Origin of the sequence: Yersinia bercovieri ATCC 43970, assembly GCF_013282745.1 — a bacterium.
Classification (GTDB): domain Bacteria; phylum Pseudomonadota; class Gammaproteobacteria; order Enterobacterales; family Enterobacteriaceae; genus Yersinia; species Yersinia bercovieri.
This window is the reverse complement of the sequence record NZ_CP054044.1, coordinates 1699461-1721384: the sequence shown is the minus strand read 5'-3', so window position 1 is coordinate 1721384 and position 21924 is coordinate 1699461. Positions and strand designations below refer to the sequence as shown.

The window sequence follows — 21924 nt, the reverse complement described above, 5'->3', positions numbered from 1 at the left end:
ATCTACGGAGAGATAAGTTTCAGCTGTATTGTTTCAATTTTCAGCTTGTTCCAGATTGTTAAAGAGCAATATCTTAAACACGACTCGTTAAAGTCATCTTTAAGTTATTTTTTAGTTCATAAAGAACCGGTTGATAATGTCTTTCACACATTATCGGATTGGCGTCCCCAAGGGGATTCGAACCCCTGTTACAGCCGTGAAAGGGCAGTGTCCTAGGCCTCTAGACGATGGGGACACGAAATTTGACTCTCGAAGCACTGCTTCGAGAATTTCGTGTAGAGGCGAGAATTTGCCTGCAAATCCGAGCGACTGATGCAGTCAACACTCGATTTTGCGGTGCGCGTCTCACCCATCTACAGCAGGTTACCTTGCTCATTACATTCATCAGACAATCTGTGTGGACACTGCGCAATGCGTATCGTGAGGTAAGGAGGTGATCCAACCGCAGGTTCCCCTACGGTTACCTTGTTACGACTTCACCCCAGTCATGAATCACAAAGTGGTAAGCGCCCTCCCGAAGGTTAAGCTACCTACTTCTTTTGCAACCCACTCCCATGGTGTGACGGGCGGTGTGTACAAGGCCCGGGAACGTATTCACCGTAGCATTCTGATCTACGATTACTAGCGATTCCGACTTCATGGAGTCGAGTTGCAGACTCCAATCCGGACTACGACAGACTTTATGTGGTCCGCTTGCTCTCGCGAGTTCGCTTCACTTTGTATCTGCCATTGTAGCACGTGTGTAGCCCTACTCGTAAGGGCCATGATGACTTGACGTCATCCCCACCTTCCTCCGGTTTGTCACCGGCAGTCTCCCTTGAGTTCCCACCATTACGTGCTGGCAACAAAGGATAAGGGTTGCGCTCGTTGCGGGACTTAACCCAACATTTCACAACACGAGCTGACGACAGCCATGCAGCACCTGTCTCACAGTTCCCGAAGGCACCGAAGCATCTCTGCTAAGTTCTGTGGATGTCAAGAGTAGGTAAGGTTCTTCGCGTTGCATCGAATTAAACCACATGCTCCACCGCTTGTGCGGGCCCCCGTCAATTCATTTGAGTTTTAACCTTGCGGCCGTACTCCCCAGGCGGTCGACTTAACGCGTTAGCTCCGGAAGCCACGCCTCAAGGGCACAACCTCCAAGTCGACATCGTTTACAGCGTGGACTACCAGGGTATCTAATCCTGTTTGCTCCCCACGCTTTCGCACCTGAGCGTCAGTCTTTGTCCAGGGGGCCGCCTTCGCCACCGGTATTCCTCCAGATCTCTACGCATTTCACCGCTACACCTGGAATTCTACCCCCCTCTACAAGACTCTAGCTTGCCAGTTTCAAATGCAGTTCCCACGTTAAGCGCGGGGATTTCACATCTGACTTAACAAACCGCCTGCGTGCGCTTTACGCCCAGTAATTCCGATTAACGCTTGCACCCTCCGTATTACCGCGGCTGCTGGCACGGAGTTAGCCGGTGCTTCTTCTGCGAGTAACGTCAATCAATCGTGCTATTAACACGACTGCCTTCCTCCTCGCTGAAAGTGCTTTACAACCCGAAGGCCTTCTTCACACACGCGGCATGGCTGCATCAGGCTTGCGCCCATTGTGCAATATTCCCCACTGCTGCCTCCCGTAGGAGTCTGGACCGTGTCTCAGTTCCAGTGTGGCTGGTCATCCTCTCAGACCAGCTAGGGATCGTCGCCTAGGTGAGCCATTACCCCACCTACTAGCTAATCCCATCTGGGTTCATCCGATGGCGTGAGGCCCGAAGGTCCCCCACTTTGCTCTTACGAGGTCATGCGGTATTAGCTACCGTTTCCAGTAGTTATCCCCCTCCATCAGGCAGATCCCCAGACATTACTCACCCGTCCGCCGCTCGCCGGCAAAGTAGTAAACTACTTCCCGCTGCCGCTCGACTTGCATGTGTTAGGCCTGCCGCCAGCGTTCAATCTGAGCCATGATCAAACTCTTCAATTTAAGATTTGTTTGATTTGCTGCTAATGAAAGCAGCGATGCTCAAAGATTACTTTCTGCAAATATGCATTCGAACCGAAGTTCAAATGTGTACTGCTTTGGTCACTCTTCAAGACTTTGATATTGCTTCTGCCTGCCGAAACAGGCTTCGATATCGTCTTGCGAGTGCCCACACAGATTGTCTGATAAATTGTTAAAGAGCGTTCGTTACCCGTTGGCCTTTCAGCGAATCTTACGGTAACGCGGGAGGCAGATAATACGCTTTCCCGCTGAAGAGTCAAGGTGTTATTTGATTTCTTTCGAACTCAAACGCGTTCTTTTCTCTTCCTGACCCGGCGAAGTTTGTTTCGTTGTTCCCGGTCAGTGGAGGCGCATTATAGGGAGTTCCTGACAGGCTGCAACCCCTAATTTGAAAAAACTTTTCAACCGTGTTTTATTTCAACGATTTGCTGTGATAACCAGCGGTATTGCTATTTTTCGTACTGTAGTGCCGAGAAATCCTGAGTAAAACTGCTTACTTGTTGCCAATCGGTATATTCAACTTCTTTACTCGTATCGGTTTCTCCGCCTGTCATTCGCATAATCAGTTGAATCATCACCCGATCTATCCAGCGATAACGGGGATAACGCAGAGCACCCGCAAATACTGTACATAGCGTGGGCTGCCAAGGTGTACTCAGTAAGAACTTACGCACGTAAGCATTCGTTTGTGGAGAACGCTTTTCTGGCTTACGTGCAGTCAGATTTACCGCAAAGAAGGCACTCGGCATTTGATTTAACTGTTCGACGTGTTTGCTAACGAATTTACTCAATACCGGACTGAAATGCCCATAACGCACAGATGCGCCAATCATGACTTGTTGATATTGGTTTAAGTCGATTTGTCCAACCTGAGATAGGTCTTGTATTTCACAGGTCGCCGTTGCCGATAATTGCTTAGCTATATAAGAAGCGATTGCATGTGTTTGGCCATCTCGGCTAGAGAAGAGTATCAGTATGTTCATAGCAATATTCCTTATGCAAAATTACTCTCGCCAGAATGTTGGGGTGAAAAGAACCAGCAAGGTGAAGACTTCCAATCGGCCAAACAGCATAGTTATCACTAATATCCATTTAGCTGCCGGGTTCATAGAGGTGAAGTTATCAGCGACCACTCCCAAGCCTGGCCCGAGGTTATTTAGCGTTGCAGTGACGGCGGCGAAGGCTGAAAACTCATCAACACCAGTGGCGATGATCGCTAACATACTGATGATGAAAACCAGTGCATAAGCTGAGAAGAAGCCCCAAACCGCTTCCAGTATCCGTTCCGGCAATGCCCGCCGCCCCAGTTTGATGGTATAAACCGCATTCGGGTGAACCAGCCTTTTTAGTTCACGCGAACCTTGCAGGTAGAGCAACAGGATGCGGATAACTTTCAAACCGCCACCAGTCGACCCTGCACATCCACCGATAAAAGCAGAACATAATAAGAGTATTGGGAGGAACAGCGGCCACTTAGAAATACTGTCGGTCGTGAAGCCCGCCGTTGTCGCCATGGAGACCACCTGGAAGAATGCCTGATTTAAGGTTTCCATCCCCGACTTGTACACATTATGTTGCCAGAGTACCAAGGTACAAACGATAACCAGAGTCAATTGTACAAAGATAAACATACGGAATTCGGGATCGCGCCAATAAACCTTCAAGCTGCGGCCACTCAGAACCGCAAAGTGCAGACCAAAGTTACAACCAGAAATCAGCAAGAAAATGCCAATGATGGTGTTAATGGTGGGGCTGTTGAAATAGCCGATACTGGCATCATGGGTTGAGAAGCCACCAATGGCTATAGTAGAGAAGCTGTGAGAGATGGCATCAAACACTGACATCCCCGCACCCCATAGAGAAAGCGCACAGGCAATGGTCAGTAATACATAGATGAGCCAGAGTGTTTTAGCTGTTTCAGCGATTCGGGGCCGCATTTTATTATCTTTCAGCGGACCGGGCATTTCTGCACGGTAGAGCTGCATTCCCCCCACCCCCAAAATAGGCAGGATAGCCACCGCCAACACAATGATCCCCATACCACCGAGCCATTGCAGCATTTGCCGATAGAATAGAATGGCTTTGGGCAGTGAATCCAATCCCACCAAGGTGGTCGCACCGGTGGTCGTTAGCCCAGAGAATGATTCAAAAAATGCATCGGTGAGTGAAAGATTTGGCCGTTCCGAGAATAGGAAAGGTAATGCCCCCACGCTGCCCAGCACCGTCCAGAAAAGTACCACGATAAGAAAGCCCTCACGGGGCTTGAGCTCATGTTTCTGTTTTCGGTTAGGTAACCAGAGCAAAAGACCTATCGATAGGGCAACAAAAAAGGTTTCGCTGAAGGCTCGGCCAGCACCATCACGATAGATCAAGGCTACTAGTCCGGGGATAAACATAGTTCCGGAGAATAAGATGACCAGCAGACCAACAATACGGGTTATGGCACGAAAATGCATTCCGGCACGTTCCTTAGCAATTCACTTGGATGGGGATTATTGCGAAATGGGCGTCAATTGCAACGTACCACGACTGAGATCACGCAATTTATCCCCGACCTGACTGGCTTGAGTTGCTGGCAAAGAGAGATGAAGTGTTACGAGTTCCGCGTATTCACTCCGTAAAGTCTGGCCTTCAACCTGCTGTAATAGCGTTTCAACCATGGCAAGCTGCGCGTAGTCACACTGTAAAGTATATTCTACCTGTGGGACTTTATATTTTACTTCAATCTGTTTTAACGCCTGTTGTACGCCGCTGCCGTAAGCCCTTACCAACCCGCCAGTTCCCAGTTTGATGCCGCCATAATAGCGGACAACCACCGCGGTTATCTCGCCAATATCACTGCCCATCAACTGGGCTAGAATAGGTTTACCCGCAGTACCCGATGGCTCACCATCATCGGAAAAACCTAATTGCTGTGAATCCGTCGGCGTGCCCGCAACAAAAGCCCAGCAATGATGCCGGGCGGTTGGGTGCTGCTGTTTAACCTGCTGAATGAAATCTTTCGCTTCATTCACCCCACAGGTATGCGCCAGTAAGGTGATAAAACGACTTTTTTTGATCTCTTCGCTGATTGATACCGACGCGGCAGGTATCAGATAAGGTTGCATCAGGCTAATTTCAGATCACGCGTCATATTCTCAACCCGCTTATCGTGAATAACAATATTGTCTTCTATACGTATACCACCATAAGGCTTCAGCGCATCAATACGTTCCCAATTGAAATGCTTACTGAACTCCCCGGTACGCCACGGTGCCAACAGTGACTCGATAAAGTACAGACCAGGTTCGATGGTCAGTACCATGCGGGGTTGCAGAATACGGGTACAACGCAGGTAAGGATACTTGGATGGCGCACTGAGGTGGGTGCCTTTATCATCCTGCATAAATCCAGCAGTATCATGCACTTGCAATCCAAGAGGATGCCCCAAGCCGTGTGGCAGGAATGGGCAGGTAATGCCTTGTTCGACCATCGCCTCTTCGCTAATACCCGTGACTAGATTATGAGTGCGCAACAGCTTGGCAATGCGCTGATGCATTTGAACATGATAGTCGGTGTAGCGTTCACCACTTTTAATGGTTTTGATCAGCTCGAGCTGTTCGGTATTCAGGTCTTTGATTAATGCTGCAAAATCGCTGTCACTGTCTGCGGCATAAGTGCGGGTCAGGTCGGCAGCATAACCGTTATATTCAGCACCCGCATCCATGAGGAAGCTACGCATTTCTGCCGGAGGCTGATGTTGTAACGTGGTGTAGTGAAGTACTGCCGAGTGTTCATTCAGCGCAACGATATTATCGTAAGGTACATCAGTATCACGATGACCCGTCGCCATCAGATACGCCAGGTTGATATCAAACTCACTCATACCCGACTGGAAGGCTTCATGGGCTGCACGATGTCCAACAACTGCGGTCTTTTGCGCTTCACGCATACACGCCAGTTCATAATCCGTTTTATACGAACGGTAGAAATGAAGGTAATCCAGTACGGGTTGTGGATTGATATTTTCGGCACTGAATCCCAATGCCTGAGCGCGTTGTTGGGCATAGCCAATGTAGGCCACGCGTTCACGCTGCACAGGTAATTGCTGCGCGATGTCATCCGCATTGGTTAACGGCTGGATATCAATGGCCTTCGTCCAGAAGCTGTCCGGCAATGGCTCGACACAGTGCCAATAATCTACTGGCGAGTAAAACCATAACTTCGGTGTATTTACCCCATCGACCCATAACCAACAGTTTGGTACTTGAGTAACAGGCACCCAAGCTTTGAACTGTGCATTGGCTTTAAAAGGATAGTCACGATCATCGAGGAAAATTCGTTGCAATTCACCAGAATGAATCAGTAAAGCATCTAGCTGATGACGCTCCAGCACATCACGGGTGCGCTGTTGTAGGGTGGATAAATGTTCGTTATATAAAGAAGCCAGCGTTTCCATCACAGTACCCTTCGCTATTAGAACTTAATTTTTTAATCTTATCATAGTCACCGAGGCCATGTTTCGCCGACACTCATTCCATGACGTGATAACAACGATATCCAAAATAACTGACGTGGTAGCCCGCTCGCAAGCAGGCAATAAGCTCGTTTTTCCGCCCCTCGATACACCTCGAATAAAATTGATGAAAATCAGTTATCCCATCCGATTGACTGTGATCTTCACTGCAAAAAATCAATCTCTCATTTGCAATTCATTAACAAAATATCCACACTTCCTGAATATCTGGTCATACCAGATCACATGCGCTTATTCAGGAGATAGATATGCTCTACCAAAGCGAAACATTACAGCTTCACTGGCTAGAAAACGGCATTGCCGAGTTGGTGTTTGATGCACCGGGTTCAGTTAATAAGCTGGATACCAAAACCGTAGCCAATTTGGGTGAAGCCCTGGCTGTATTGGAAAAACAAAGCGAACTCAAAGGGTTGCTGCTTCGCTCTGCTAAAGCGGCCTTTATTGTCGGTGCTGATATCACCGAGTTTCTGTCTCTATTTAATGCCCCACCAGAAAAACTGCACCAATGGCTGGTTTTCGCAAATGATATTTTCAATCGTTTGGAAGACTTACCGGTGCCGACCATTTCTGCGATCAATGGATACGCATTGGGTGGCGGATGTGAATGTATTCTCGCTACAGATTTCCGTGTTGCCTCGCCGGAAACCCGAATTGGCCTGCCAGAAACCAAGCTGGGTATCATGCCCGGCTTTGGCGGTTCGGTGCGTTTACCTCGCTTATTAGGTGCGGACAGTGCACTGGAAATCATCGCCGCTGGCAAAGATATTATTGCCAAAGAGGCCTTAAAAGTTGGGCTGGTTGATGCAGTTGTCGCCGCCGAAAAACTGACGGAAGCTGCGTTGGTCATGCTGAAGCAGGCTATTGATGGCAAGCTCGACTGGCAAGCCGCGCGCCGCCCGAAACTGGAACCGCTGAAACTGAACCCAACGGAAGCCGCTATGTGCTTCACCATTGCCAAAGGTATGGTTATGCAAGTGGCTGGGAAACACTATCCAGCCCCACTGACCGCGGTAAAAACCATCGAAGCTGCGGCAAAATTTGGCCGCACCGAAGCGCTAAAGCTGGAAACCAATAGTTTTGTGCCATTGGCAGGTTCCAACGAAGCCCGTGCTTTGGTCGGTATTTTCCTAAACGATCAATATGTTAAAGGACAGGCGAAAAAACTGTCTAAAGGTGTCGATGCGCCAAAACAGGCCGCAGTATTAGGTGCCGGGATTATGGGCGGCGGAATTGCCTATCAGTCGGCATTGAAAGGTGTGCCAGTCATTATGAAGGATATTAATGACAAATCCCTGACTATTGGGATGAATGAGGCGGCTAAGCTACTGAACAAACAGCTGGAACGCAGCAAAATCGATGGCCTGAAAATGGCGAATATTTTGGCGACCATCCAGCCAACCTTGGATTACACCGGCATTGAACGCGCCCAACTCATCGTGGAAGCGGTGGTGGAGAATCCAAAAATTAAAGCCGCCGTTCTTGCTGAGGTTGAAGCGCTGATCGGCGAAGAGGCTGTTTTAGCCTCTAACACCTCTACGATCCCGATCGATCAATTGGCGAAATCCCTTCAGCGCCCAGAAAACTTCTGCGGTATGCACTTCTTTAACCCAGTTCATCGGATGCCGTTAGTTGAAATTATTCGTGGTGCGAAAACCTCAGATAAAACTATCGCTGCCGTAGTGGCATATGCCACGCAAATGGGTAAAACCCCAATTGTGGTTAATGATTGCCCAGGTTTCTTCGTTAACCGCGTATTGTTCCCGTATTTGGCTGGGTTTGGCATGTTAGTCAGAGACGGCGGCGACTTCCGCCAGATTGATAAAGTGATGGAAAAACAGTTCGGCTGGCCGATGGGTCCGGCTTATCTGTTAGATGTGGTGGGCATTGATACCGCGCACCATGCGCAAGCCGTGATGGCGGTAGGTTTCCCTGATCGGATGAATAAAGATTATCGCGATGCAGTGGACGTAATGTTCGATAACAAGCGTTTTGGTCAGAAGAACGGCCAAGGTTTCTACCGTTATACGCAGGATGCAAAGGGCAAACCGCGTAAAGAAAATGACGAGCAGGTGGATACCTTGTTGGCAGCCATCAGTCAGCCTGCACAGAAATTCAGCGATGAGGATATTATCGCCCGCACCATGATCCCAATGATCAATGAAGTGGTGCGCTGTCTGGAAGAGGGCATTATTGCCAGCCCGGCCGAAGGGGATATCGCGTTGGTTTATGGCCTTGGTTTCCCGCCATTCCACGGAGGTATCTTCCGTTATCTCGATACCCTCGGTAGCGCCAATTATGTCGAAATGGCCCAGCGTTACGCCCATCTTGGCGCGTTGTATCACGTCCCTGCGGGGCTGAGAGCCAAAGCTGAACATAACGAAAGCTATTATCCTGTGGCAGCAGCGCTGCTTGATGTTTCTACCAATCAACCGGCATGAGGTCTGAAAACATGGAAAATGTAGTCATTATTGATGCCGTCCGCACGCCAATGGGCCGCTCGAAAGGGGGCGCATTTCGCCAAGTGCGGGCTGAAGATCTCTCCGCTCACTTAATGCGAGAAGTGCTGAGCCGCAATCCAGGGCTGAATGCCGCAGAGATCGACGATATCTATTGGGGTTGTGTACAGCAAACGCTGGAGCAGGGTTTCAACATCGCCCGCAATGCCTCTTTGCTGGCAGAGATCCCGCACAGCGTACCGGCAGTCACCGTTAACCGCCTGTGTGGTTCATCAATGCAAGCGTTGCATGATGGTGCCAGGGCTATCATGGTGGGTGATGCACAAGTGAGTTTGATTGGTGGCGTGGAACATATGGGCCACGTCCCTATGAATCACGGCGTGGATTTCCATCCGGGTATGGGGCGTACTGTCGCGAAAGCTGCCGGTATGATGGGTTTGACCGCAGAAATGCTGGCAAAAATTCACAATATTAGCCGCCAATCACAAGATGAGTTTGCCGTCCGCTCTCATCAACGTGCCTATGCCGCAACTCAAGCTGGCCATTTCGCCAATGAGATTGTCGCCACCAATGGGCATGATGCCGATGGCATATTGAAACGTTTTGATTTTGATGAAGTTATTCGCCCTGAAACCCATCTGGCAGGTCTGGCTGCTCTGCGCCCTGCCTTTGATCCGGTAAATGGCACAGTGACGGCTGGTACCTCATCAGCACTTTCCGATGGCGCATCTGCCATGCTGATTATGAGCGAATCCCGAGCAAAATCATTAGGTTTAACGCCGCGCGCACGTATTCGCTCAATGGCGGTGGTGGGTTGTGATCCATCCATTATGGGTTATGGCCCAGTACCTGCAAGCCAACTGGCATTAAAACGTGCCGGGCTAAAGTTGGAAGATATTGGATTATTTGAATTAAATGAAGCATTTGCCGCTCAATCGCTGGCTTGTCTGAAGGGGTTGGGTTTGCTGGAGAGTATAGATGACAAAGTGAACCTCAATGGTGGAGCCATTGCATTAGGCCACCCATTGGGTTGCTCAGGGGCGCGTATTTCTACCACGTTGATCAATCTGATGGAGCGCCGTGACGTGCAATTCGGTCTGGCCACCATGTGCATCGGCTTAGGCCAGGGCATCGCGACCATCTTTGAGCGCGTTTAACTTCCGAACATATTTATCTGAAAAACATTAAGGGCCTGAATACAGGCCCTAATAACCGCTCTACCTGGTGTTTAGTTGCCGTTTTCCCGCCTGTCAGGGGCGGGTTTTTTTAACTGTTTTTTACTCAGATAAAGGCAAACGCATCACCAAAGATATGGGCTTCCTGCGCACCACGTTCAGCACAGAAACGCTCACGAGCAATCTTCGCCATCTCAAAACGGCCGGCGATATAGATATCTTGCTCAGCAAGAGAGCCGTAATCTTGCAGGACCGCACTCAGTACTGTTCCGGTTCGACCACGCCAGCCCTCTTCCGGCTGCTCCACGACAGGAATAACTTTCAACTGTGGGTACTGAATTGATAGCGCTTCCAGTTCACTTAGGTCATAGAGATGCACAGCTTCGCGCCCACCCCAATAGATAGACACTTCACGATCAGGCTGCTCTGCTAACGCGGCCAACAAAATTGAACGCGCATAGGAAAAACCGGTGCCGCCAGCAATCAGCACTAACGGACGGTGACTCCCCTCGCGGAACCATGCTTCACCATGCGGGATATCCACATCCAAGGTTTTCTCTTTTAAAATCCGGTCCATCACGGCCATGGCATACAGATTCAGTTCCGAAGCACCGATATGCAACTCAATGAAATCTTGCTGCAACGGCGTGGATGCCATAGAAAATGGTCGTTTATCACGCTCGTCCATGACTACCATCAAATACTGCCCAGCACGGAAAGAAAACGCAGATGCAGGCACCAATTGCACCCGGTACACCGTATCGGTAATGGCCTCTACGGAGGTTACTTTACAGCTTAAAGTTGTCATGCCTTCCCTCTGTCGGGTCATCAAATGCAAAACTAAGGACAAAATCTAACGCCGGTTAGCGTTTGGTCTCATTGTCACTGAAAATGGCGAGTTCGTCCCAAATAGCATCAACGCGAGCACGGACGTCTTCATCCATTTTAATTGGACGCCCCCATTCACGCGGGGTCTCAGCTGGCCATTTGTTGGTGGCATCCAGCCCCATTTTCGATCCTAAACCGGAAACCGGTGAGGCGAAATCCAAATAGTCTATTGGTGTATTTTCAATCAACACCGTATCGCGGGATGGGTCCATTCGAGTCGTAATCGCCCAAATGACATCATTCCAATCACGTGCATTAATATCATCATCACAAACAATAACAAATTTTGTATACATAAACTGGCGTAAAAATGACCATACGCCCATCATCACGCGTTTAGCATGGCCTGCATACTGTTTCTTGATAGTCACTACCGCCAGTCGGTATGAGCATCCTTCTGGCGGCAGATAGAAATCAACAATTTCTGGGAACTGTTTTTGCAAAATAGGAACAAACACCTCATTCAGCGCAACCCCCATCACCGCAGGTTCATCCGGCGGGCGGCCAGTATAGGTTGAATGATAAATCGCGTCTTTACGCTGAGTAATATGTGTGACGGTAAAGACAGGGAAACTGTCTATTTCATTATAATAACCGGTGTGATCGCCATAAGGACCTTCCGGAGCCATATCACCCTGCTCAATATATCCTTCCAATACAATTTCTGCACTTGCCGGAACTTCAAGTGAGTTGGAAATACACTTCACAACTTCCGTTTTATGCCCGCGTAATAGACCGGCAAAAGCATATTCAGACAGAGTGTCAGGAACTGGCGTGACTGCGGCCAAAATAGTCGCAGGATCTGCCCCCAGAGCAACAGCAACGGGGAAGCGTTCACCGGGATGTGCTTCGCACCACTCCTGGTAATCCAAAGCACCACCACGGTGGGATAACCAACGCATAATTAATTTGTTTTTGCCCAGCACTTGTTGGCGATAGATGCCCAGATTCTGGCGCTCTTTATGCGGGCCTCGAGTGACAGTCAGCCCCCAAGACACGAGAGGTGCAGCATCTTCTGGCCAGCAGTGCATAACAGGAATTCGGCTTAGATCGACATCATCACCCTGCCAGATTTGCTCCTGACACGGGGCCGAGCTTAAGCATTTCGTTGGCATATTCAATACCTGCTTAAATTTCGGCAGCTTATCGAATAGATCACGAAAACCTTTCGGTGGATCAGGTTCTTTCAGGAAAGCTAACAGCTTGCCTACATCTCGCAGTGCACTGACATCCTCTTGCCCCATCCCCATTGCCACGCGTTTGGCCGTACCAAACAGGTTGCACAGCACGGGCATGTCATATCCCTTCGGATTCTCAAAAAGCAGGGCAGGCCCACCGGCACGCAAGGTGCGATCGGCAATTTCTGTCATTTCCAAATAGGGGTCAATAGGCTGGCTAATACGTTTAAGTTCGCCCCTCTGTTCCAGCAACGAGAGGAAGTCACGTAAGTCACGGTATTTCATGCTGATCATTTCGGCGGCTAGGTGATGCGCCATTATAGGCTGTCTTTATAGTAGTTGCTGTCTTTTTGTTAAAAATGAGCACCACCTGACTCAAAAAATAGCCGACGGCAAGGTGCTACTAATTATCACCAATATAAGCATCATTATATCGATATAAGATAGATTAAACCTTTGTATAACAAACTATATATCCAAAGTGATGATTTCTTCCTCACTATATATATTCTCCCACTTTTGCTATGCTGCCAGATAGGATCACAAAGGCATGTGACATTATGAAACATTGGCATTTATTATATTGTAAACGTGGTCAACTTTTGCGTGCCAAAGAGCATTTAGAGCGGCAAGCAGTGAACTGTTGGACACCGTTAGTGATTATCGAAAAAATAGTTCGCGGGAAGCGTACTGAGGTGACGGAGCCTTTATTCCCCAACTATCTGTTTGTGGCGTTCGATGCAGAGGATATTCATACCACGACTATCAGTGCAACTCGCGGTGTAAGCCACTTTGTCCGTTTTGGTGCACAACCTGCGGTAATACCAGACATCGTTATTACCGAGATGCAGTCCCATACAACGGACAAAATCATTGCGCCAGAAGTACCTCTTCCTGGTGATATTGTGACGATTACTGAGGGTGTTTTTGCCGGATTACAGGCGATTTATACTGAACCTGATGGTGAAGCGCGGTCAATGCTGTTGCTGAATATGCTAAATAGCCAAGTGATACAGAGTCTGGAAAATCGCCAGTTCGAAAAGCAATAATATTGCTGTTTAGCATAATACAAACCATATTCCAGGTAGGCACATTTGTACCTACCTTCTTAATTTATACCAAATGAGTCATACCAGAGATATTAACGCTGCATTTGGTCGTCATGTAGCCATTGTGCTACCTGCTTCGCGAAATAGGTTAATACCCCATCTGCACCCGCACGTTTAAAGCATAATAGTGACTCCATCACAGTGGGCTTTTCTTGCAGCCAACCATTCTGAATTGCAGCCATGTGCATGGCATATTCACCCGAGACTTGATAGGCAAAGGTCGGCACGCCGAAAGTCTCTTTCACCCGACGCACCACATCCAGATAGGGCATTCCAGGTTTCACCATCACCATATCCGCCCCTTCCTGCAGATCCTGAGCTATCTCTTGCAAAGCTTCATCACTATTAGCCGGGTCCATTTGATAGTTTTTTTTATCGCCGCCTTTCAAATTACTGCTGGAGCCAATTGCATCGCGGAATGGGCCATAGTAACAAGAGGCATACTTTGCTGAATACGCCATGATTTGTGTATTTACCAAACCTTGTAGTTCCAACTGATCGCGAATAGCACCGATACGGCCATCCATCATATCGCTCGGAGCAATAATCTCAGCGCCAGCTTCAGCGTGTGACAATGCCTGACGGACTAAAATCTCTTTCGTAATATCATTAATGACATAGCCATCAGCATCAATCACACCATCTTGACCATGGGTTGTGTAGGGATCGAGAGCGACATCGGTAAGAATACCTAATTCTGGTACTGCGTCTTTAAGCGCGCGCACCGTGCGTTGTACCAGGCCATTCGGGTTATAAGCCTCTTCCGCGAGCAGTGATTTGGCACCGGACTCAATGACAGGAAATAACGATATGACCGGGACACCCAGCCTGGCAATTGCCTCAGCTTCTTTCACCAACAGATCGATCGTCATACGCGAGACGCCCGGCATAGATGAAACGGCCTGTTGCTGGTTAGATCCCTCCATGACAAACACCGGATAGATCAGATCATTAACTGTCAGCTGATTTTCAGCAACCAGGCGACGACTGAAATCATGACGGCGCACACGGCGCATACGGCGACCAGGAAAGGTGCCTGGGAATGCATAGCTCATATTGTTCTCCTAACTCAAACCAACCGGAAAATCCGGCGGGCGTTTTCATCAGTTTTCTGCCCTAGCCATTGAGGGTCTTCTTGTCGCCAGGCAGCAACCTGCTGGACGATATGGGGCAGAAAGCAGGGTTCATTGCGACGGGATGCAGGTTTAGGATGTATATCCCTTGGCAATAAATAGGGAGCATCTGTTTCTAGTAACAGCTGTTGCGCCGGAATGCGTGACAGCAGAGATCTCAGTTCAAGGCCACGGCGTTCATCGCAAACCCACCCGGTAATACCAATAGATAAGCCCAAGGCCAGACAGGAATCCAATTCATCAGCAGTGCCGGTAAAGCAATGCACAACGGCTGCGGGGATCTTGTCTAGCCAGGGCGAAAGTAGCGTAATGAAACGTTCGTGGGCATCACGGCAATGTAAAAATACCGGCATAGAAAGCTCGGCAGCCAGCGCCAATTGGGCGGTAAATGCAATTTCTTGCTCTATTGGGGTGGAGAAGTTGCGGTTAAAATCTAATCCACACTCACCAATAGCCACTACAGATACATTGGTGGCTAAAGTTCTAATTTGCTGTTCAACATGGTTTTGCCAAGTGCTCGCTTGATGAGGATGAACACCAGCGGTTGACCAGCAATATTCCGGATTAGCGATAGCAAGATCAAGTGCGGCCTGACTTTCCTCAGCATCAGTACCCGTGATAAGTATACCGGTAACCCCGGCATCTTTTGCGCGAGCAACGACCTGCGAGTGATCTTTTGCAAATTGTGAACTTGTTAAATTCACGCCAATATCAAACATGAGCATTCCAAAATAGAAGCCGCCCAAAGGACGGCTTAAAATATCAAGGTATCTATTTAAGGCACTTTCGGATGATGGTCTATTTCGTCATCCTCTTCCTCAATATCTGAGCGACGTTGTTTACCGGTATAAAAACGGGCAAAGAATACACCGACTTCAAATAACAGATACATCGGAATTGCCAATAATGTCTGTGATAGCACATCTGGGGGCGTAAGAAGCATGCCGACAACAAAAGCGCCGACAAACACATAAGGGCGCTTTTTCTTCAATGCCTCAGGTGTTGTTACCCCTGTCCAGCACAAGAGAATTATCGCAATCGGGACTTCAAAAGAGATACCAAAGGCCATAAAAAGCGCCATAACAAAATCAAGATATGTAGTAATATCCGGCGCGAATAATACGTTTTCCGGCGCTGTTTTGGCGAAAAAACCAAAGGCTAACGGAAAAACAACAAAGTAAGCAAACGCCATACCTAGATAAAATAAGAAGCTGCTGGATATTAACAGTGGAACCATCAAGCGGCGTTCATGCTTATACAGCGCAGGGGCAATAAATGCCCAAACCTGATAAAGGATCATCGGTGCTGAGACAAATACCGAGACCATCATCGTCAATTTAATCGGGGTGAAGAAAGGCGATGCAACATTTGTTGCAATCATACTGGCACCCACAGGCATCTGTTTGATCAGCGGTGCCGATACCAGTTGATAAATATCATTGGCAAAAAAAACCAATACCAGAAAAACCACTAGAACAGTGATTATGCAATTCAATAGCCGCTTACGCAGTTCTATCAAATGCGTGATAAGGGGTTGGGTATCATCAACAGCCATGTTTACCGATCGCCGCCAGGTTGGTGAGTTCGAGGTTGGTCAGCGCTGAGTGAGTCAGTGCTATGGGAGTCAACTGTGGCAGTGTGTGCCTTGGCTACGGATGTTTTTGTAACAGGCACAGGCTCCCCACCAACAGAGGGGATGGGCTTAGTAAATTCCTCAACCTGAATAACAGGTTTCTCAACGCTATCAGGTGCAGTCTCCACAAGCTTAGTCTCTACCAGCGTGCTCGCATCACTCATCTCCGGCACTTGCGGTGACGCCGAAGCTTGAGTTGCTGACTCAGCCGGTGTAACTCCATCATGAATGGCTTCAGGCTCAGTCACCAATGGATTATGGATCGTATGTGGCGCTTCCGAGCTAGTGTCAGACTGATAAGAGCGTTTCAGCGCTTCAGCGGCCTCTTTGAGTTCATCCATTGAAGCTTTCAGCTCAGGTGTCAGATTTTGCAAGCCAGCCTGTTCTACTTTCTTTAAGCTATCTTGTAACTCTTGTACCTTAAGCTCTTGCGCCAATTCGTTTTGCACTGTTGCTGCAAGTGAACGCAATGTACGAATCCAGCCCGAGACAGTTCTGACAGCCACAGGTAACCGTTCCGGCCCAAGGACTACCAGACCGATGACAAGAACCAGCAGCAGTTCACTTACCCCAATGTCAAACACAGCTTATCCCTGCTCTTTGTCGTGACTCTTAGTTTCTTCAGCTTTGACTACCGGCTGCTGTTTTTCAGTAAGAGATTTTGCAAAATCAGCATCGTTGCTGGTTTTGTCAGCATTCGTTGGCGGGGTTTGTGGATCATCACCAATGGCCTTTTTAAAGCCTTTGATAGATGCACCCAGATCTGACCCTAAAGTCCGCAGTTTGTTGGTACCAAACAGCAGAACGACGATCACGGCAATGATTAATAACTGCCAAATGCTTATACCACCCATTACATATACCTCTATTTACAGGGGTTATTCCACAGAAAACCATATTATACGTTATATAGCTTTTGTGAATACTAATCTAACTTACCGCACTTTGAACTAGCTCATAATCTGGCACTCTGAGCGATAGATATTTTAACGAGTACGTCTCCAACCAATAAACCAAGCTAATATGCCTACCGTAATGAATCCTATAGAGATTTCCATTTCACTGGCTAAGAATAAAATAGTACCGCTCACTAACAGTGTAGCGCCAACACCAAACAAATACCGTGACTGCCCCTGACGTTGTTGCTGGCCTTGTATCTGTATAGTGAGCTTATCCACACTTTGTTGTAATAATTTATGCTGTTGTAAGCTGTCGTAAACCAGTTCTGGCAATTCAGGAAATTTTTCAGCCCAGAACGGGGCCTTTTCTTTCAACGCACGGATCACGGCGGGCAGGCCGACTTGATCCCGTAGCCAACTTTCAAGGAAAGGTTTGGCCGTCGTCCAGAGATCGAGCTGAGGGTATAGCTGACGCCCTAACCCTTCGACATATAACAAAGTTTTTTGCAGCAACACGAGTTGTGGCTGCACTTCCATGTTAAAGCGGCGCGCAGTATTAAAGAGATTCAACAGCACATGCCCGAATGATATCTCTGCCAGTGGTTTTTCGAAAATAGGTTCGCAAACAGTACGAATAGCAAACTCAAAATCTTCTACATTAGTGTCACGGGGAACCCAACCAGAATCGACATGCAGTTCGGCAACCCGCCGGTAGTCGCGGTTAAAGAAAGCAATAAAGTTTTCAGCAAGATAGCGCTTATCCGCTTTGTTTAGCGAACCGACAATACCACAGTCAATACCGATATAAAGCGGATCATGGGGATGCTCATAGCTGACAAAAATATTCCCTGGATGCATATCTGCATGGAAAAAACTGTCGCGAAAAACCTGAGTGAAGAAGACCTGAACCCCGCGCTCAGCCAGCAGTTTCATATTTGTGCCTTGAGCTTCCAAAGCGGCAATATCAGATACTGGGATGCCATAAATCCGCTCCATCACCAAGACACTTTCCCGGCAATAGTCGGAATAGACTTCTGGAATGTAGAGCATGGGACTGTTTTCAAAATTACGGCGCAATTGAATGGCATTAGCTGCTTCACGCAGCAGGTTTAGCTCATCAAGCAGCGTTTTTTCGTATTCACGCACCACTTCTCGTGGACGCAGTCTACGTCCATCAGGTAGCAGTTTGGGAACCCAGCCCGCCAAACGGTACATCAAGCGCACATCTGCTTTGATAATCGGCAAAATATCAGGGCGAATAACTTTGAGCACCACTTCCTGACCGTTATGCTTTAAGCGCGCAGTGTGTACTTGAGCAATAGATGCTGAAGCTAGCGCTTGCTGGTCAAAGTCGTCAAACCATGTTTCTAAAGGTCCACCCATCGCTATTTCGATGTGCTTTCTTGCGAGTGCTCCATCAAATGGAGCAACCCTATCCTGTAACATCGCAAGTTGGTCGGCGATTGTCGGTGGGAAAAGATCACGGCGGGTGGACATCATCTGACCAAATTTGATCCAAACTGGCCCTAATTCTTGCAAGGCAAGGCGCAAACGCTCACCTAATGGCATCTCTTTATGCCGATTTGGCAGCCAGAAAAACAGATAACGACCAATACGCAGTGGTAGCGTCAAACGTATCTTCGGAATTAATTCATCCAGCCCGTAACTTAAAAAAACCCGAATAATGAGATACAGGCGCCGAAGTTCTCCTGGCGTCATTGTTTTGTCTCCATGGTTGCCAATCTGGCACTCAAAGCCTCAGTCTCTCGGGCTGTAGCATCAACCTCTTCGTTAAACCACACTACTTCCAGTGGTGCCGGAGCCATTTTCCATTCTTCAGTGATAGCTTCAGCCAAATAGTGTTGTTGCTGTCGCAATTGCTCACGAAGAACATGGTGGCTCTTATGTACTACCTGCCCAATAGTTTCTGCCGCAATATCACCGATATAGGGTGCCAGCCATTCCGCGGGATCCCACTCGGCGAGATCCAAAAGAGCAACAATTTGTTGAACTACCTGAATGTCACCTTCGACGATCAGCTCACCACTGCGCATTAAAGGTGAAAGTTGCTGCCGGTCACGCAGTTTTGCCAACACAGCAACTTCCGTTTTTACTATGCAATCCGCATCACCATCCCATTGACTTAAAACATCCACCTGCCGTTCGCTGAATATGAGTAGCAAAGGGAAGTTAAGCTCGCGTAACTCGATACGCAAGACCTTCCCCACCAAACGTAAACGCGCAGTTTTCATGCTCTTATCGCGAAATAGCACACTATTTAATGATGTCTCTATAATGGCTGTTATGAGCGGCGACAGCAGTGTAGGCTTTAATGAAAATGGCTTAAATAACAGTGTTCTTAGCGGCATATCCATATTCCTGTTAAAACTTAAAACCCCGATGTAATGCAACAATGCCACCGGTTAAATTGGAATAAGTTACGTTCTCGAACCCAGCATCAATCATCATGCCTTTGAGTGTTTCTTGATCAGGGTGCATCCGAATAGATTCCGCCAAATAACGGTAACTTTCAGAATCCTGAGCTACAAGCTCACCAATTTTAGGCAAGATATGGAAGGAGTATGCATCATAGGCTTTGCTCAAAGGCTCCAGAAGTGGTTTGGAGAATTCAAGAACGAGCAAACGGCCACCGGGTTTTAAGACACGAAACATTGAGCGCAACGCTTTTTCTTTTTCGGTTACATTTCTCAAACCAAATGAAATAGTAATGCAATCAAAGTAGTTGTCAGGGAAAGGTAGCGCCTCGGCATTGGCTTGCACATAACTAACATTACCGACAATACCTTTGTCACGCAGCTTTTCACGGCCCATACGCAACATAGATTCATTGATATCAGCCAGAACCACTTCACCCTGCTCCCCCACCAAGCGAGAGAACTTAGCAGTCAAATCTCCAGTACCACCTGCCAGATCCAATACCCGCTGACCGCGACGGACACCGCTACAGTCAATGGTAAAACGCTTCCAAATACGATGAACGCCGAACGACATCAGGTCATTCATCAGATCGTATTTAGCTGCTACGGAATGAAAAACTTCTGCCACCATGCCTTCTTTTTTTTCTTTGGCTACGGTGCGGAAACCAAAATGAGTGGTTTCCTTCTCCTGATCTACCATTTTTTTATGCCTGCTTTTCAGTCAATCTTTCGAGGAAGTGTACCAGAACTCCGATGAAAGCCCCACCTCACCTGGTATTAAGGCCACTGCTTAACTGCAGTCTTCTCAACATCATACAGAAGAGGAACATGCAACTAACCCTGATACTTCAGCGGTGCAGGATCATCTATACCCATCTTACTGGGGTATGCCTCTGATTCCGCATCATCGGATAGTGCTAAATCGCCCTCTAGTTGATCTTCCATACTGGCTTTCCCTGCCAATGATGGACTAATAGGCCGCTTTACCTCGACCCCCAGAGCGCGAAAACCTTCAACTTGCCCTATCAGATTACCACGGCCTTGCGACAGTTTGTTCATTGCCTGACGATAACTTAGCTGCGCTTTATCGAGGCTTTGCCCCAATGACTCCATATCATCAACAAATAAACGTAATTTGTCATAGAGTTTGGCTGCTCTCTCAGCGATACGTTGTGCATTTTGGCTTTGATGCTCGTAGCGCCATAAATTAGTAATAGTCCGTAAAGCCACCAGCAATGTTGTTGGGCTAACCAACATAATGTTGTGCTGTAGCGCTTCACTGATCAATTCGGGTTGACGATCGATAGCCACCAAAAAAGCAGGTTCTACCGGGATAAACATCAATACATAATCAAGTGAACGTAAGCCAGGAAGCTGCTGATAATCCTTGCGGCCTAACATTTTGATATGAGAACGCAGCGACGATAAATGTTCATTCAACGCAACTTCGCGTTCAGCATCATCCTCACTATTAAAATAGCGTTCATAAGCCACCAGCGACATTTTAGCGTCAATAACAACATCTTTCCCCTGTGGCAAGCGGACGATCACATCTGGCTGCATACGGCTATTGCTATCAATTTTTACACTCACCTGAGTTTGATATTCATAGCCTTCACGCAGCCCCGATGCTTCCAGCACTTTAGCCAGAACCACTTCACCCCAGTTCCCCTGCGTTTTATTATCCCCTTTCAGGGCCTTGGTTAGGTTTAGCGCTTCTCGTGCCATTTGTGCATTGAGTTGTTGTAGGCTACGAATTTCGTGAGTCAAAGTATGCCGCTCTCGAGCTTCCTGCCCGAAGCTGTCCTGAACTTGGCGGCGGAAACCATCCAGTTGCTCCCGCAAGGGCAACAACAAGCGATCCAAACTCTGCTGATTTTGCTCATCTGCCCGCCGCCCTGTCTGTTCAAAAATACGGTTAGCTAGATTTTCGAATTGCGTAGTCAGCCGCTGCTCACTGTTAAGGAGTAAACGCTGCTTCTCTTCTGCGGTAAGACGCGTCTCTTCCAGGCGAATAGTCACTTCCCGTAGCTCCGCCTCTTGGGCGCTATTCACTTCTCGTTGAGCGCGCAGCTCTTGATTGAGTTGATCACATTCACCACGCCAATGAGCCAACTGTTGTAGTTTTTCAGCATTACCCGCAAGTTGACTGTGCAAATTGCGCTGCTCCAACTCACCTTGCCGTAATTGCTGCTCATTGCGTTGCAAAGTAGACTGTAAATCTGCCGTATTCTGTTGGGCTTGCTGTAGCGCCTGCTCCAATAATCGCCGCTCAATATCTTGCTGTGCCTTATTACGCTGCTGATACAAGCTGGCAATCAACCACCCCATCAGCCCGCCAATAAGGCAGCCACCCAGCCCATAAAATAAACTGATATCCACGGTTATCTCCCCATTAACCTAATGTCAGTCAAGGTAAGGGGATACTGTATGGATGTCCAGAGTGTTTTTTCTATTACATTCTGTCTTGCGAAGCTGTGCGCATAAATAACAAGCAGATAAAAAAGCGCTC

18 protein-coding genes, 1 tRNA gene and 1 rRNA gene are annotated in these 21924 nt (G+C 48.1%); 3 read left to right on the top strand and 17 right to left on the bottom strand.

Annotated elements, in window-relative coordinates:
• Nucleotides 1-159: 159 nt before the first annotated feature.
• The 6 genes from HRK25_RS07735 to pepQ form a co-directional block, all read right to left on the bottom strand.
• Nucleotides 160-235: transfer RNA gene (locus HRK25_RS07735), tRNA-Glu, on the bottom strand.
• A 191-nt stretch (nt 236-426) separates the two neighbouring features.
• Nucleotides 427-1969: ribosomal RNA gene (locus HRK25_RS07730) — 16S ribosomal RNA — on the bottom strand.
• Between the two features lie 467 nt (nt 1970-2436).
• Nucleotides 2437-2970, bottom strand: coding sequence for a menaquinone-dependent protoporphyrinogen IX dehydrogenase (gene hemG / locus HRK25_RS07725; protein ID WP_005274735.1), 534 nt, complete (start codon nt 2968-2970; stop codon nt 2437-2439).
• Between the two features lie 21 nt (nt 2971-2991).
• Complete coding sequence (gene trkH, locus HRK25_RS07720) at nt 2992-4443, bottom strand: Trk system potassium transporter TrkH (protein ID WP_005274737.1); 1452 nt, start codon at nt 4441-4443, stop codon at nt 2992-2994.
• A gap of 36 nt (nt 4444-4479) precedes the next feature.
• Nucleotides 4480-5094, bottom strand: coding sequence for an IMPACT family protein (locus tag HRK25_RS07715; RefSeq protein ID WP_032897997.1), 615 nt, complete (start codon nt 5092-5094; stop codon nt 4480-4482).
• The gene (gene pepQ, locus HRK25_RS07710; RefSeq protein ID WP_005274739.1) at nt 5094-6425 is read right to left on the bottom strand and encodes a Xaa-Pro dipeptidase; all 1332 of its coding nucleotides are present in this window, start codon (nt 6423-6425) and stop codon (nt 5094-5096) included. The genes HRK25_RS07715 and pepQ overlap by 1 nt, the downstream gene beginning before the upstream one ends.
• Nucleotides 6426-6751: 326 nt before the next feature.
• Here pepQ and fadB point away from each other — a divergent pair, with 326 nt between their 5' ends.
• Entirely contained in the window at nt 6752-8941 is a 2190-nt protein-coding gene (fadB, locus tag HRK25_RS07705; RefSeq protein WP_005274741.1) for a fatty acid oxidation complex subunit alpha FadB, read from the top strand.
• A gap of 11 nt (nt 8942-8952) precedes the next feature.
• Nucleotides 8953-10116, top strand: coding sequence for an acetyl-CoA C-acyltransferase FadA (fadA, locus tag HRK25_RS07700; RefSeq protein WP_005274743.1), 1164 nt, complete (start codon nt 8953-8955; stop codon nt 10114-10116).
• 124 nt (nt 10117-10240) lie between these two features.
• Here fadA and fre read toward each other — a convergent pair whose 3' ends face one another.
• Nucleotides 10241-10942: an NAD(P)H-flavin reductase gene (fre, locus tag HRK25_RS07695; protein WP_032814905.1), complete on the bottom strand. Its 702-nt coding sequence runs from the start codon at nt 10940-10942 to the stop codon at nt 10241-10243.
• Nucleotides 10943-10997: 55 nt separating this feature from the next.
• A complete protein-coding gene (ubiD, locus tag HRK25_RS07690) occupies nt 10998-12494 on the bottom strand; it encodes a 4-hydroxy-3-polyprenylbenzoate decarboxylase (RefSeq protein WP_005274749.1) in 1497 nt (498 codons plus the stop codon).
• 266 nt (nt 12495-12760) lie between these two features.
• Between ubiD and rfaH the strand changes: the two genes are divergently transcribed.
• Nucleotides 12761-13249, top strand: a complete 489-nt coding sequence (gene rfaH / locus HRK25_RS07685) for a transcription/translation regulatory transformer protein RfaH (RefSeq protein ID WP_005274751.1) — start codon at nt 12761-12763, stop codon at nt 13247-13249.
• A 92-nt stretch (nt 13250-13341) separates the two neighbouring features.
• Here rfaH and hemB read toward each other — a convergent pair whose 3' ends face one another.
• The 9 genes from hemB to rmuC form a co-directional block, all read right to left on the bottom strand.
• Nucleotides 13342-14364, bottom strand: a complete 1023-nt coding sequence (hemB, locus tag HRK25_RS07680; RefSeq protein WP_005274752.1) for a porphobilinogen synthase — start codon at nt 14362-14364, stop codon at nt 13342-13344.
• 14 nt (nt 14365-14378) lie between these two features.
• On the bottom strand, nt 14379-15161 hold the full coding sequence (gene tatD / locus HRK25_RS07675) for a 3'-5' ssDNA/RNA exonuclease TatD (protein WP_005274755.1): 783 nt from the start codon (nt 15159-15161) through the stop codon (nt 14379-14381).
• Nucleotides 15162-15217: 56 nt separating this feature from the next.
• Nucleotides 15218-15997 carry a Sec-independent protein translocase subunit TatC gene (gene tatC, locus HRK25_RS07670; protein WP_032897998.1) on the bottom strand — a complete coding sequence of 260 codons (780 nt, stop codon included), beginning with the start codon at nt 15995-15997 and terminating at the stop codon, nt 15218-15220.
• A 2-nt stretch (nt 15998-15999) separates the two neighbouring features.
• Complete coding sequence (tatB, locus tag HRK25_RS07665) at nt 16000-16659, bottom strand: Sec-independent protein translocase protein TatB (RefSeq protein ID WP_005274762.1); 660 nt, start codon at nt 16657-16659, stop codon at nt 16000-16002.
• A 3-nt stretch (nt 16660-16662) separates the two neighbouring features.
• Nucleotides 16663-16929 (bottom strand): Sec-independent protein translocase subunit TatA, encoded by a 267-nt coding sequence (gene tatA / locus HRK25_RS07660; protein WP_005274764.1) that lies wholly within the window; start codon nt 16927-16929, stop codon nt 16663-16665.
• Nucleotides 16930-17061: 132 nt separating this feature from the next.
• Nucleotides 17062-18693 carry a ubiquinone biosynthesis regulatory protein kinase UbiB gene (gene ubiB, locus HRK25_RS07655; protein WP_032897999.1) on the bottom strand — a complete coding sequence of 544 codons (1632 nt, stop codon included), beginning with the start codon at nt 18691-18693 and terminating at the stop codon, nt 17062-17064.
• Nucleotides 18690-19343 (bottom strand): ubiquinone biosynthesis protein UbiJ, encoded by a 654-nt coding sequence (ubiJ, locus tag HRK25_RS07650; protein WP_032898000.1) that lies wholly within the window; start codon nt 19341-19343, stop codon nt 18690-18692. Before ubiJ ends, ubiB begins: the two co-directional genes overlap by 4 nt.
• Nucleotides 19344-19356: 13 nt before the next feature.
• The gene (gene ubiE, locus HRK25_RS07645; protein ID WP_004875874.1) at nt 19357-20112 is read right to left on the bottom strand and encodes a bifunctional demethylmenaquinone methyltransferase/2-methoxy-6-polyprenyl-1,4-benzoquinol methylase UbiE; all 756 of its coding nucleotides are present in this window, start codon (nt 20110-20112) and stop codon (nt 19357-19359) included.
• Between the two features lie 134 nt (nt 20113-20246).
• Nucleotides 20247-21794 carry a DNA recombination protein RmuC gene (gene rmuC, locus HRK25_RS07640; RefSeq protein WP_005274768.1) on the bottom strand — a complete coding sequence of 516 codons (1548 nt, stop codon included), beginning with the start codon at nt 21792-21794 and terminating at the stop codon, nt 20247-20249.
• Between the last annotated feature and the right edge of the window lie 130 nt (nt 21795-21924).

Coding starts and splice junctions, on each gene's coding strand:
- hemG (WP_005274735.1), bottom strand. CDS start 2,970: ATGAACATACTGATACTCTTCTCTAGCCGAGATGGCCAAACACATGCA.
- trkH (WP_005274737.1), bottom strand. CDS start 4,443: ATGCATTTTCGTGCCATAACCCGTATTGTTGGTCTGCTGGTCATCTTA.
- HRK25_RS07715 (WP_032897997.1), bottom strand. CDS start 5,094: ATGCAACCTTATCTGATACCTGCCGCGTCGGTATCAATCAGCGAAGAG.
- pepQ (WP_005274739.1), bottom strand. CDS start 6,425: ATGGAAACGCTGGCTTCTTTATATAACGAACATTTATCCACCCTACAA.
- fadB (WP_005274741.1), top strand. CDS start 6,752: ATGCTCTACCAAAGCGAAACATTACAGCTTCACTGGCTAGAAAACGGC.
- fadA (WP_005274743.1), top strand. CDS start 8,953: ATGGAAAATGTAGTCATTATTGATGCCGTCCGCACGCCAATGGGCCGC.
- fre (WP_032814905.1), bottom strand. CDS start 10,942: ATGACAACTTTAAGCTGTAAAGTAACCTCCGTAGAGGCCATTACCGAT.
- ubiD (WP_005274749.1), bottom strand. CDS start 12,494: ATGATCAGCATGAAATACCGTGACTTACGTGACTTCCTCTCGTTGCTG.
- rfaH (WP_005274751.1), top strand. CDS start 12,761: ATGAAACATTGGCATTTATTATATTGTAAACGTGGTCAACTTTTGCGT.
- hemB (WP_005274752.1), bottom strand. CDS start 14,364: ATGAGCTATGCATTCCCAGGCACCTTTCCTGGTCGCCGTATGCGCCGT.
- tatD (WP_005274755.1), bottom strand. CDS start 15,161: ATGTTTGATATTGGCGTGAATTTAACAAGTTCACAATTTGCAAAAGAT.
- tatC (WP_032897998.1), bottom strand. CDS start 15,997: ATGGCTGTTGATGATACCCAACCCCTTATCACGCATTTGATAGAACTG.
- tatA (WP_005274764.1), bottom strand. CDS start 16,929: ATGGGTGGTATAAGCATTTGGCAGTTATTAATCATTGCCGTGATCGTC.
- ubiB (WP_032897999.1), bottom strand. CDS start 18,693: ATGACGCCAGGAGAACTTCGGCGCCTGTATCTCATTATTCGGGTTTTT.
- ubiJ (WP_032898000.1), bottom strand. CDS start 19,343: ATGCCGCTAAGAACACTGTTATTTAAGCCATTTTCATTAAAGCCTACA.
- ubiE (WP_004875874.1), bottom strand. CDS start 20,112: ATGGTAGATCAGGAGAAGGAAACCACTCATTTTGGTTTCCGCACCGTA.